Here is an 11,711-nt window from a genome sequence, read left to right as displayed (position 1 = left end):
CTCTCAAAGGAACCTCATACGAGGTTACATATATAAGCTCTACTGGCTTAGTTCACTAGCACACTGTTGAGTTCTCAAGCAACACACCCCGAGTCCGCCGCGATCAAGCGGCTCGCTCGAAGCGAGTCATTCCTAGCAGTTTTTGGTGGGACACCCACTCAATCGCGATCCGCGAGAGCTTGGTTCGTGTCCCGGCGGCCACCCGGTCTCCCTGGCGACTTGGAGAACTTTACACCCCGCCGGAGGGCCCGGAACAGGGGGGTCCCTTAACTGCATTCTCGCAGGTCAGGGCCCTGTTTCGGGCCTCGGGAGGCCGTCAGCCGCCGAGCGCGACGCCGGCGACGTTCCGCTTGCCCTTGCGGACGACGAGCCACTTGCCGTGGAGGGCGTCGCCCGGGGCCGGCTTCCACTCCTCGTCCGCGATCTTCACGTTGTTGACGTACGCGCCGCCCTCCTTGAGCGTGCGCCGCGCCGCGCCCTTGCTGTCCACGAGCCCGCCGGCCAGCAGCAGGTCGACGATCGTCGCGTCCCCGGACGGGTCGACCTTGCCGTTCGGCACCTCGGCCATCGCGGCGTCGAGGGTGCGTTCGTCCAGCTCGGCGAGCTCGCCGCGGCCGAACAGCGCCTGGCTCGCGTTGATCACCTGCCGGGTCTGCTCCTCGCCGTGGACGAGGATCGTGAACTCCTCCGCCAGCCGCTTCTGCGCGGCCCGCAGGTGGGGACGCTGCTCGGTGTCCTCGGCCAGCGAGGCGATCTCCTCCTGGCTCAGGAACGTGAACATCCGCAGGTAGCGGATGACATCGGCGTCGCCGACGTTCACGAAGTACTGGTACCAGGCGTACGGCGAGGTCATCTCCGGGTCGAGCCAGAGGTTCCCGCCGCCGGTGGACTTGCCGAACTTGCGGCCCTCGGCGTCGGTGACCAGCGGCGCGGTCAGCGCGTGCACCCCCGCGCCGTCGGTCCGGCGGATCAGGTCGACCCCGCCGACGAGGTTGCCCCACTGGTCGGACCCGCCGACCTGCAGCTTGCAGCCGTACTGGCGGTGCAGCTGCAGGTAGTCCTGCGACTGCAGCAGCAGGTAGCTGAACTCGGTGTACGACATCCCGTCGCCCTCGAGCCGCCGCTTCACCGTCTCCCGGTTGAGCATGACGTTGATCGAGAAGTGCTTCCCGACGTCGCGCAGGAACTCCAGGGCGGTCTGCTGCCCGGTCCAGTTCAGGTTGTTCTCGACGATCGCGCCGGTCGGCGAGTCGTCGAAGTCGACGAACCGCTCGAGCTGGCCGCGGATGCGCCCGGCCCACTCGGCGACGACGTCGAGGGTGTTCAGCGTGCGCTCACCGGTGTCCCGCGGGTCGCCGATCATCCCGGTCGCGCCGCCGGCCAGCACGATCGGCCGGTGCCCGGCGCGCTGGAAGCGCTTGAGCATGAGCAGCGGGACCAGGTTGCCGGCGTGCAGGCTGGGCGCGGTCGGGTCGAAGCCGCAATAGAGCGTCACGGGACCCTGGTCGAGCTCGCGCCGGAGGGCGTCGATGTCGGTGGACTGCGCGATGAGGCCGCGCCAGGTCAGCTCGTCGAGGATGTGTTCGCTCACGCCTGTAGATCCTCCCGCACCAGGTCAACCGACTAACTGGCGGGTCGGACCCGGCGCTTCCCGCCGCGGCGGTAGGTGGACACGGCGGGCGACGCGCCGTCCCAGAACCGCCACGGCGTGTCCATGGCCATCGCGACGCCGACGCGGGGCCCGGTGCGGATCCGCGCGGCAGGAACGCGCTCGCCGACGTGCAGCCGGACCGGCGACGCCGGGTCGGTCAGGTCGACGCCGTTCTGCGCGCGGTCGATGCGCAGCACCGACGTCAGGATCGCCGGGCCTTTGGCCAGCTCGCCGGTCCCCCGCGCGGACGGCCGCCGCTTGCGGACGACGTCGAGGCCGGTGACGACCTCCCCCGCGCGCAGCAGCACCGCGCCGGCCACGCCGTCGTGGGAGCCGACGATGTTCGCGCAGAAGTGCATCCCGTAGACGAAGTACACGTACAGGTGGCCGGCGGGACCCCACATGACGGCGTTGCGCGGGGTCTGGCCGCGGTAGCAGTGGGACGCCGGATCGTCTTCGCCGCGGTAGGCCTCGACCTCCACGAGCCGGACGCCGACCGTGCCGTCGGGGCCGGTGGCCTCCAGGACCGAGCCGAGCAGCAGCTGGGCCAGGTCGACCGGGTCGAGGGCCAGTTCGTCACGGGTGAACAACCGGCCTGCGTCGCCGCTCAAACGGGTTCCTCTCTTCGGCTGCCTGGCCCGGCCACCCTAACCCTTGAGCGATCGCTCAAACTTCTCTACAGTCGTTTTGAGCAGTCGCTCAAACTCTGAGGGGAGCCGAGAGATGCGACCGAAGGCGCTCTACGTCGAGACCCTGATCCGCACGGACCTCGCGACGCTGTGGCGGCACACGCAGGACCCGGACCTGCACCGGCGCTGGGACCTGCGCTTCGCCGACATCAGCCCGCTCGCCGGGCACGACGGCCACTTCCGCTACGCCTCGCGCTTCCTCGGGGTCACGGTCACCGGCGTCGGCGTGAGCGCCGCGTCGCGCACCTGGCCGGACGGCTCGCGCACGTCGGTGCTGCGGTTCGCCTCCGCCGACCCGCTGTCGCTGATCAGCGCGGGCGCCGGGTTCTGGCGCTACACCCCGGTCGGCGACGGCGTCCGGTTCGTCACCGGCTTCGACTACGGCACCCGCTGGGGGCGCTTCGGCCGCGCGGCGGACCGGGTGTTCCGCCCCCTGTTCGGGTGGATGACGGCCTGGTCGTTCGACCGGCTGCGGCTCTGGCTCGAGACCGGGACGCCCCCGGAGGAGCAGCCCCTGACCGCCCCGTCGGCCGCCCGCTGCGGCCGGACCCGCCCCCGAACGACGGTGGCGGCGCGATGACCGGCGTCTTCGAACGCGCGCTCGGCGCCGACTTCGCGTTCCTGCACCCGCGGATGCGGGAACGCCTCACCCTCTCGGCCGGCCGCGGCATGATCGGCCACGGCGTGATGGACCGGATCTGGCGCGGCCCCGGCTTCACGCTGCCGTTCCTGTGGCTCGGGTCGACGCGGCACATCCTGTTCCCCGACTGCGGCCGGAACGTGCCGTTCACCATCGAGAACTACCCGTACGTGGACCGGCACGGCCGCGAGACCGTGTCGTTCGTGCGCACCTTCGAGTTCCCGAGACGGCGCCGGCGCTTCGACGCGCAGATGGTGTTCAGCCCCGGCCGCGGGCTCGTCGACTACCTGGGCACGCACCAGCACCTCGCCGTCGACCTCGCGGTGTCGGCCCGGCCGGACGGCGGGTTCCGGATCCGCACCGGCGAATTCCGGCTGCGGGAGGGGCCGATCCGCACCCGCCTGCCGCGGGTGCTGACCGGCTCCGCGCAGGTCGAAGAGTGGTTCGACGAGGCGAGCGGGCAGTTCCGGATCGAGGTCGCCGTGGTCAACCCGCGCTTCGGGCCGGTGTTCGGCTACGAGGGCGCCTTCGGCGCGCGGTTCGTCGACGTCGGCGGCGGGGTGAGCGGGGCGGTCAAGCCGCTCCGTGAGAAAGTCATGGTCTGATGGGCACCGGCCGGAACTCCAGCTCGCGCGACACGAAGCAGAAGCTCGTGGACGGCGTGCTCGAGATCATCCGGCACCAGGGCATCACCGCGGTCTCCGCCCGGTCGGTCGCGACCGCGGCCGGCGCGAACCAGGCGCTGATCTTCTACCACTTCGGCAGCGTCGAGGAGCTGATCGCGCAGGCGTGCGTCCTCGCGACCGAATCCCGCGTCTCGCTCTACCGCGAACGCTTCGCCGCCGTGGCTTCGGTCGGCGACCTGCTGGAGCTGGGCCGCGAAATCCGGGTCGCCGAACGCGCGGAGGGCAACCTCGCCGTGCTGGCCCAGACGCTGGCCGGCGCGCAGGGCAGCGAGCGACTCGCCCAGGCGACCCGCGAAGGCCTGGAGAAGTGGATCACCGAGGTCCGGACGGCGCTGGAGCGCGTGCTCGCCGGGTCGCCGCTGGCCGAGCTGGCGGACCCCGCCGGGCTGGCCCACGCCGTGTCGTCGGGGTTCCTCGGGCTTTCGCTGTTCGAGACCGTCGACCCCGACGGCGCCGAGCAGGCCATCACCGCGCTGGAGCAGCTGGCCGTGCTCGTCGACGTCCTCGACGGGCTCGGGCCGGTGGCCACGCGGGCGGTCCGGGCCAAGCTCCGGAAATCCCTCAGTTGAGCCACTGACGGGCCGCGGTGACCCGCTCCTCGAGCCGCGCGCGCTGTTCGGCGACGCGCTCGGGCGCCGTGCCACCGCGGGCGTTGCGCGACTTCACCGAGCCTTCGACGGTGAGCACGGCCCGCACCTCGGGGGTGAGCCCCGGGTTGATCTTCTCGAACTCCTCGTCGGTCAGCTCGTCCAGGCCGACGCCGCGGGCTTCGGCGACGCGGACGCTTTCGCCGGCCGCCTCGTGCGCGACGCGGAACGGGACGCCCTGGCGCACCAGCCATTCCGCGATGTCCGTGGCCAGGGTGAACCCGGCCGGGGCCAGCTCGGCGAGCCGGTCGGTGTGGAACGTCAGGGAGGCGAGCATCCCGGCGATCGCGGGGAACAGGAGCTCGAGCTGCTCGACCGAGTCGAACACCGGCTCCTTGTCCTCCTGCAGGTCGCGGTTGTAGGCCAGCGGCTGCGCCTTGAGGGTGGCCAGCAGGCCGGTGAGGTTGCCGATCAGCCGGCCCGCCTTGCCGCGGGTCAGCTCCGCGACGTCCGGGTTCTTCTTCTGCGGCATGATCGAGCTGCCGGTCGCCCAGGCGTCGTCCAGCGTGACGTACCCGAACTCGGCGGTGTTCCAGATGATCACCTCTTCGGCGATCCGGGACAGGTTCACCGCGAGCATCGCGACGGCGAAGGCGAACTCGGCGACGAAATCGCGCGAAGCGGTGCCGTCGATGGAGTTCTCGACACTGGTCGCGAAGCCCAGTTCCTCGGCGACGGCCTCCGGGTCGAGACCCAGCGACGAGCCGGCGAGCGCCCCCGAGCCGTACGGCGATTCGGCCGTGCGGGCGTCCCAGTCCTGCAGCCGCGAGACGTCGCGCAACAGCGCCTGGCCGTGGGCCATCAGGTGGTGGGCGAGCAGCACCGGCTGGGCGTGCTGCAGGTGCGTGCGGCCGGGCAGGATCGCGTCCGGGTGGCGCTTGGCCTGCGACACCAGCGCGTCGACGACGTCGAGGGTGCCGGCGACGACCCGGCGGGCCGCGTCCCGCAGCCACATCCGGAACAGCGTGGCCACCTGGTCGTTGCGCGACCGGCCGGCCCGCAGCTTGCCGCCGAGTTCGGTGCCGGCGCGCTCGAGCAGGCCGCGTTCGAGCGCGGTGTGCACGTCCTCGTCGGCGATCGTCGGGGTGAACGCCCCCGACGCGACATCCTGCGCGAGCGTGTCCAGCGCGGTCAGCATGCCGGCCAGCTCGTCTTCGGTGAGCAGGCCCGCCTTGTTCAGCACACGGGCGTGCGCACGGGACCCGGCGATGTCGTAGGGCGCCAGGCGCCAGTCGAAGTGCGTCGACGCGCTCAGCGCGGCCATGGCCTCCGCCGGACCGCTGGCGAACCGGCCGCCCCACAGCTGCACCGGCTGCTCGTTCCCGCTCACTGTTCTCGCTTCTCCTCGGTGTTCGTTCGGGTGTTCAGGCGACCGTGATCCGGCCGTCGTACAGGACCAGCCGGACACTGGCACATCCACCGCCGGTCCGCCGTTCGAGCGCGGCGCACGCTTCGCCGCGGCCGATCCGCTGCGCCTCGCCGCGCGCGCTCAGCATCCGGCGCGCTTCGGCGACGGAGACGGTCTCGCCGTCGATCGCCACCGGGATCCCGTGGTCGAACGTGATCACGACCTCGTCCGGAGCGAGGAATTCCCCCTCGGCCGGGAAGATGTCGGCGAGCGCGGTCATGGTGTTCCTTCGTCCGCCGATCGCTGGGCGAGGGCGGCGAAACGTTCGGCCAGTTCCTTGCCCGTCAGGGGTTCCCGGGCGATCACGGCGACCGTGTCGTCGCCCGCGATCGAGCCGACGACCTCCTCCAGCGCCGCCCGGTCGATCGCGCTGGCCAGGAACTGCGCCGCGCCCGGTGGCGTCCGCAGCACCATCAGGTTGCCCGACGAGTCGGCCGAGACCATCAGCTCCGCGAGCAGCCGGGAGAGCCGGGACGTGCCGCCCTGCACCCCGCGGACGGGACTGCCGTCCTCCGGGATGACGTAGACCGGCGCGCCCGAGTCCGGACCGCGCAGCTTGACCGCGCCGAGCTCGTCGAGATCGCGCGACAGCGTCGCCTGCGTGACCTCGATGCCTTCGGCGGCCAGCAGCTTGGCCAGCTCGGTCTGGCTGCGGATGGTCATGGTGGACACCAGCTCGGTGATCCGCGCCTGCCTGCCCACCCGGCTGCTGGTCATCGCCGGCTCTCGTCGAAGAGCCAGACCAGCAGGGCTTTCTGGGCGTGCAGCCGGTTCTCCGCCTCGTCCCACACCGCGCTCGCCGGGCCGTCGATCACCTCGTCGGTGATCTCCCAGCCGCGGTGCGCGGGCAGGCAGTGCAGGACGATCGCGTCGTCCGCGGCCTTCTTCAGCAGCTCGGCGTTGACCTGCAGGGCGCGGAACGGGCCGACCCGGTCGAGCCCGTCGTTCTCCTGCCCCATCGACGTCCACGTGTCGGTGACGAGCACGTCCGCGCCGTCGACCGCCGCGTACGGGTCGGTGAAGACGGTCGCGGTGCCGCCCGTCTCGTGCGCGCGCTTCTTCGCGTCCAGCATCACGCCCTGGTCCGGCTGGAAGCCGACCGGCGAGACGACCCGGACGTGCATCCCGGCGGTGACGCCGCCGAGCAGCAGCGAGTGCGCCATGTTGTTCGCGCCGTCGCCGAGGTAGACGAGGGTGAGACCTTCGAGCTTGCCCTTGCGCTCGCGGATCGTCATCAGGTCCGTGAGCACCTGGCACGGGTGGAACTCGTCGGTGAGCGCGTTGACGACCGGGATCGACGCGGCCGAGGCCATCGCCTCGATCCGCTTCTGCGCGAAGGTGCGCCACACGATGCCGTCGACGTAGCGGGAGAGCACGCGCGAGGTGTCCTCGATGGTCTCTTCGCGGCCGAGCTGCATCGAGCGGCCGTCGACGATCACCGGGTGGCCGCCGAGCTGGCTGATGCCGACCTCGAACGAGAACCGCGTGCGCGTCGAGTTCTTCTCGAAGATCGCCGTGATCGACTTGCCTGCCAGGGTCTTGTTGCCCAGCGGGTCGGCCTTCAGCGCGTCGGCGAGGTCGAGGATGGCCTTCTGCTCGGCGGGACTGACGTCGTCGTCGCGGAGGAAGTGGCGGAGCATCAGTCGGAGTCCTTCGTGGTGGAGTCGAGCGCGTTCGGGAGTGCGGAGAGGAAGCCGTCGGCCTGCCCGGCGTCGAGCACGAGCGGGGGCGCGAGCCGGATGGTGTCGGGCGCGACCGGGTTGACGAGGTAGCCGGCGTCCTGGACCGCCTTGGCGACCCCCGCCGAGACCGGCTCGCGCAGGGCGATGCCGAGCAGCAGCCCGGCGCCACGCACCCCGGCGACGAGCGGGTGGCCGAGCGCCTCGACGCCCGCCGCGATGTCCTTGCCGAGCGTCGAGACGTGGTCGAGCAGGCCGTCCGCGGCGATGGTCCGCAGCACGGCCAAGCCGGCCGCGCAGCACACGGGGTTGCCGCCGAAGGTCGTCCCGTGCTGGCCCGGCTTGAGCAGGTCGCCCGCCGCGCCGACGCCGATCACGGCACCCAGCGGCAGGCCGCCGCCGAGTCCCTTGGCCAGCGTGATCACGTCCGGCACGATGCCGGCCTGCTGGTAGCCGAACCACGTGCCGAGCCTGCCGAGGCCGGTCTGCACCTCGTCGAGCACCAGCAGCGTGCCGGTGGCCTTGGTGATCTCGCGGGCGGCCTGCAGGTAGCCGTCCGGCGCCGGGATCACCCCGGCTTCGCCGAGCACCGGCTCCAGGAACACGGCCGCGGTCTCGGTGTCGACGGCCGCCTTCAGCGCCGCGACGTCCCCGAACGGCACGTGCTCCACCCCGGGCACCAGCGGCTTGAAGGGGTCGCGCTTGCCGGGCTGGCCGGTCAGCGTCAGCGAGCCCATGGTCCGGCCGTGGAACGCGCCCTCGGCGGCGATCACCTTCGTGCGCCCGGTCAGCCGGCTGATCTTCAGCGCGGCTTCGTTGGCCTCGGCACCGGAGTTGACGAACAGCACCTTGCCGTTGCCGGTGAGGCCGGCGACGTCGAGCAGCGCCTCGGCGAGCTCGACCGCCACCGGGTTGACGTACAGGTTCGAGGTGTGGCCGAGCTGCTTGACCTGGGCGGTGACGGCTTCGACGATCGCCGGGTGGGCGTGGCCGAGCGCGTTGACCGCGATGCCGCCGACCAGGTCGACGTACTCCTTGCCGTCGGCGTCCCACACCTTCGCGCCTTCGCCGCGCACGAGCGTCAGCGCCGGGGTGCCGTAGTTGTCCATCAGGGCGGACTGCCAGTGCGTCTGGCCGTCCACATTGGACTTGAGGTCGGTCACGGGAGCTCCGTTTCGGGGAAGACCATGGTGCCGATGCCCCTCGAGGTGAAGACTTCCAGGAGCACCGAATGGGCGAGGCGGCCGTCGATCACGTGCGCCCGGCGCACGCCGCCGCGGATGGCGCGCACGCACGCCTCCATCTTCGGGATCATGCCGCTGGCCAGGGTGGGCAGCATCGGCTCGAGGTGGTCCACGCGGATGCGGTCGATCAGCGACGACCGGTCGGGCCAGTTCGCGTACAGGCCTTCGACGTCGGTGAGCACGACGAGCTTTTCCGCGCCCAGCGCCGCCGCCAGCGCTCCCGCGGCGGTGTCGGCGTTGACGTTGTGCACCACACCGTCGACGTCCGGGGCGACGGTGGACACCACCGGGATGCGCCCGGCGTTGACGATGTCGAGCACCGCGTCCGGGTTGACCTCGGCGACCTCGCCGACCAGCCCGATGTCGACCTGCTCACCGTCCACAGTGGCCTGTTTGCGTTCGGCGGTGAACAGCCTGGCGTCCTCGCCGGAGATGCCGACCGCGTACGGTCCGTGGGCGTTGATCAGCCCGACGAGCTCGCGGCTGACCTGGCCGGTGAGCACCATCCGGACGATGTCCATCGTCTCCGGGGTGGTGACCCGCAGGCCGCCCTTGAACTCGCCTTCGACGCCGAGGCGCTTGAGCATCGCGGTGATCTGCGGGCCGCCGCCGTGCACGACGACCGGGCGCAGGCCGGCCAGCCGGAGGAACACCATGTCCTCGGCGAAGGCCGCCTTCAGCTCGTCGTCGATCATGGCGTTGCCGCCGTACTTGACCACCACGGTGGCGCCGTGGAACCGCTGCAGCCAGGGCAGCGCCTCGATCAGCACCCCGGCCTTCTCGGCCGCCGTCGCGAGTCGTTCGTCCGCGGAAATCAGTGCCTCCTTGGTCATGAGGAGTACGCGCTGTTCTCTTCGACGTAACCGTGCGAAAGGTCCGTGGTGTAGATGGTGGCCGCCTCGCCGCCGACCCCGAGGTCGACGACGATCTCGATGTCGCGCGCGGTGAGGTCCGCCTCCGAGCGGTCGGAGGCGGGCATCCCCTGGGCGAACAGGGTGACGCCGTTGATCGCGATCGACACGGTCTCGGGGTCGATGCGGGCCGGCACCCGGCCCAGCGCCATCGCGATCCGGCCCCAGTTCGGGTCGGAGCCGAACAGCGCGGTCTTGACCAGGTTGTCCTCGGCGATCGTGCGGGCGACCGCGATCGCGTCGGCTTCGGACTCGGCACCCTGGACGGTGATGTTGACGTCCTTCGTCGCCCCTTCGGAGTCGGCGCGCAGCTGGAGGACCAGGTCGAGGCTGACCTTGGTGAGCAGCTCGGTCAGCTCCGCTTCGGTGGGCTCGACGCCGCTCGCGCCGGAGGCCAGGACCAGGACGGTGTCGTTGGTGGACGTGCCGCCGTCGACGTCGAGCCGGTCGAAGGTGACGTGGGTGGCCGCGCGCAGGGCGCGGTCGAGGGTTTCCTTGTCCACCACGGCGTCGGTGGTCAGGACCGAGAGCATCGTGGCCAGGTTCGGCGCGAGCATGCCCGCGCCCTTGGCGAAACCGCCGACGCTCCAGCCGTCTTCGTGCTTCCCGAAGGCCTGCTTCGGCTTGGTGTCGGTGGTCATCACGCCCTTGGCGGCGTTGAGGCTCGCCTCGGCGCTCGCGTCGAGGGCCTTGAAGGCGGTGTCCACTCCGGACAGGACCGCGTCCATCGGCAGCCGTTCGCCGATCAGGCCGGTGGAGCAGACGGCGACCTCGATCGCACCGGTCTGCAGGACCTCGGCGACCTTTTCGGCGGTGGCGTGGGTGTCCTGGAAGCCGCCCGGACCCGTGGCGGCGTTCGCGCCACCGGAGTTGAGGACGACGGCCTTGAGCCGCTGCTGCTTGAGCACCTCCTGCGACCACAGCACCGGCGCGGCCTTGATGACGTTGCGCGTGAACACGCCCGCCGCGACGTCGAGCGGGCCGTCGTTGACGACCAGCGTCAGGTCGAGCGCGCCGGAGGCCTTGATCCCGGCGGCGACGCCGGCGGCGCGGAAGCCCTGGGGGCCGGTGACGGTCACGGTGCCACTCCTACGGTGGAAAGGCCGGTGGTCTCGGGGAGGCCGAGGGCCAGGTTCATCGACTGGACGGCACCGCCCGCGGTGCCCTTGGTGAGGTTGTCGATCGCGGCGACGACGACCAGGCGCTTCGCGTCGGCGTCCACCGTGACCTGCAGCTGGACGTTGTTCGAGCCGAGCGTCGCCGAGGTCGTCGGCCAGGCGCCCGCGGGCAGCAGCTGGACGAACGGCTCGGCGTCGTAGGCCTTCTCGTACGCCGCGCGGGCGGCGGCCTCGTCGACGTCGCCCGTCAGCGGGGCGCTCGCCGTGGTGAGGATGCCGCGCGGCATCGGCGCGAGGACCGGCGTGAAGGAGACGGTGACCCGCTCCCCCGCGACGGCCGAGAGGTTCTGTGCGAACTCGGGGGTGTGGCGATGGGCGCCGCCGACGCCGTACGCGCTGGCCGAGCCCATCACTTCGGAGCCGAGCAGGTTCGGCTTGAGGCTCTTGCCGGCGCCGGACGTGCCGGTGACCGCGACGACCGTGACGTCCGGCTCGATCAGGCCCGCGGCGAACGCGGGTGCCAGGGCCAGCGATCCGCCGGTCGGGAAGCAGCCGGGCACGGCGACGCGCTTGGTGCCGACGAGCTTTTCGCGGGCGCCGGGCAGCTCGGGCAGGCCGTAGGGCCACTGGCCGGCGTGCTCGCCGCCGTACCAGCGCCGCCAGTCGGCCGGGTCGGCCAGCCGGTGGTCGGCGCCGAGGTCGACGACCAGGACGTCCGGGCCGAGCTGCGCCGCGATCTCCGCCGAGTGCCCGTGGGGCAGCGCGAGGAACACGACGTCGTGGCCGGCGAGGGTCTCCGGCGTCGTCTCGGCGAGAACCCGGTCGGCGAGGGGGACGAGGTGGGGCTGGTGGACGCCGAGCTTCGTGCCCGCGCTGCTGGCGGCCGTGAGCGCGCCGATCTCGACCTCGGGATGGGTCAGGAGCAGGCGCAGCAGTTCGCCGCCCGCGTACCCGCTGGCTCCGGCCACCGCGATGTTCACCGTCATACGCATGATTATGCACGCCCTTGCAAGTCTAAACAAACCCGGAGTGGTGCCC

The 11,711-nt window shown here is 71.5% G+C and carries 13 protein-coding genes; 3 read left to right on the top strand and 10 right to left on the bottom strand.

The features are described 5' to 3' along the window. Positions 1 to 316: 316 nt before the first annotated feature. Positions 317 to 1,591 carry a tyrosine--tRNA ligase gene (gene tyrS, locus AB0J40_RS46605; RefSeq protein WP_364466966.1) on the bottom strand — a complete coding sequence of 425 codons (1,275 nt, stop codon included), beginning with the start codon at positions 1,589 to 1,591 and terminating at the stop codon, positions 317 to 319. Between the two features lie 32 nt (positions 1,592 to 1,623). Beyond that, positions 1,624 to 2,262, bottom strand: coding sequence for a DNA-3-methyladenine glycosylase (locus AB0J40_RS46600; RefSeq protein WP_364466964.1), 639 nt, complete (start codon positions 2,260 to 2,262; stop codon positions 1,624 to 1,626). Between the two features lie 112 nt (positions 2,263 to 2,374). Here AB0J40_RS46600 and AB0J40_RS46595 point away from each other — a divergent pair, with 112 nt between their 5' ends. The 3 genes from AB0J40_RS46595 to AB0J40_RS46585 are packed head-to-tail and all read left to right on the top strand — an operon-like array spanning position 2,375 to position 4,235. Continuing rightward, a complete protein-coding gene (locus AB0J40_RS46595; protein WP_364466962.1) occupies positions 2,375 to 2,920 on the top strand; it encodes a hypothetical protein in 546 nt (181 codons plus the stop codon). Next, positions 2,917 to 3,585 (top strand): DUF4166 domain-containing protein, encoded by a 669-nt coding sequence (locus AB0J40_RS46590; protein ID WP_364466960.1) that lies wholly within the window; start codon positions 2,917 to 2,919, stop codon positions 3,583 to 3,585. The genes AB0J40_RS46595 and AB0J40_RS46590 overlap by 4 nt, the downstream gene beginning before the upstream one ends. Then, positions 3,585 to 4,235: a TetR family transcriptional regulator gene (locus AB0J40_RS46585; protein WP_364466958.1), complete on the top strand. Its 651-nt coding sequence runs from the start codon at positions 3,585 to 3,587 to the stop codon at positions 4,233 to 4,235. The genes AB0J40_RS46590 and AB0J40_RS46585 overlap by 1 nt, the downstream gene beginning before the upstream one ends. On the opposite strand, the gene argH is transcribed toward AB0J40_RS46585, so the two are convergent. From argH to argC, 8 genes are read right to left on the bottom strand one after another with little or no spacing between them, the layout of a single operon-like run. Beyond that, entirely contained in the window at positions 4,228 to 5,643 is a 1,416-nt protein-coding gene (gene argH / locus AB0J40_RS46580) for an argininosuccinate lyase (protein WP_364466957.1), read from the bottom strand. The two genes, AB0J40_RS46585 and argH, sit on opposite strands and share 8 nt — an antisense overlap. Positions 5,644 to 5,677: 34 nt before the next feature. Then, complete coding sequence (locus tag AB0J40_RS46575; protein WP_364466955.1) at positions 5,678 to 5,941, bottom strand: argininosuccinate synthase; 264 nt, start codon at positions 5,939 to 5,941, stop codon at positions 5,678 to 5,680. Next, the gene (locus AB0J40_RS46570) at positions 5,938 to 6,438 is read right to left on the bottom strand and encodes an arginine repressor (protein WP_086681028.1); all 501 of its coding nucleotides are present in this window, start codon (positions 6,436 to 6,438) and stop codon (positions 5,938 to 5,940) included. Before AB0J40_RS46570 ends, AB0J40_RS46575 begins: the two co-directional genes overlap by 4 nt. Next, positions 6,435 to 7,361 (bottom strand): ornithine carbamoyltransferase, encoded by a 927-nt coding sequence (gene argF / locus AB0J40_RS46565; protein ID WP_364466953.1) that lies wholly within the window; start codon positions 7,359 to 7,361, stop codon positions 6,435 to 6,437. The genes AB0J40_RS46570 and argF overlap by 4 nt, the downstream gene beginning before the upstream one ends. Further along, positions 7,361 to 8,563 carry an acetylornithine transaminase gene (locus AB0J40_RS46560; RefSeq protein ID WP_364466951.1) on the bottom strand — a complete coding sequence of 401 codons (1,203 nt, stop codon included), beginning with the start codon at positions 8,561 to 8,563 and terminating at the stop codon, positions 7,361 to 7,363. Before AB0J40_RS46560 ends, argF begins: the two co-directional genes overlap by 1 nt. Beyond that, entirely contained in the window at positions 8,560 to 9,477 is a 918-nt protein-coding gene (gene argB, locus AB0J40_RS46555; protein ID WP_086681022.1) for an acetylglutamate kinase, read from the bottom strand. The genes AB0J40_RS46560 and argB overlap by 4 nt, the downstream gene beginning before the upstream one ends. Further along, the gene (gene argJ, locus AB0J40_RS46550) at positions 9,474 to 10,634 is read right to left on the bottom strand and encodes a bifunctional glutamate N-acetyltransferase/amino-acid acetyltransferase ArgJ (protein ID WP_364466949.1); all 1,161 of its coding nucleotides are present in this window, start codon (positions 10,632 to 10,634) and stop codon (positions 9,474 to 9,476) included. Before argJ ends, argB begins: the two co-directional genes overlap by 4 nt. Further along, positions 10,631 to 11,659 carry an N-acetyl-gamma-glutamyl-phosphate reductase gene (argC, locus tag AB0J40_RS46545; protein ID WP_364466947.1) on the bottom strand — a complete coding sequence of 343 codons (1,029 nt, stop codon included), beginning with the start codon at positions 11,657 to 11,659 and terminating at the stop codon, positions 10,631 to 10,633. Before argC ends, argJ begins: the two co-directional genes overlap by 4 nt. Positions 11,660 to 11,711 lie beyond the last annotated feature (52 nt).

It is taken from the genome of Amycolatopsis sp. NPDC049691 (genome assembly GCF_040675005.1).
In the GTDB taxonomy this organism is placed as follows: Bacteria; Actinomycetota; Actinomycetes; order Mycobacteriales; family Pseudonocardiaceae; genus Amycolatopsis.
Note: the sequence above shows the minus strand (reverse complement) of the source record. Positions and strands in the feature narration are given on the sequence as shown.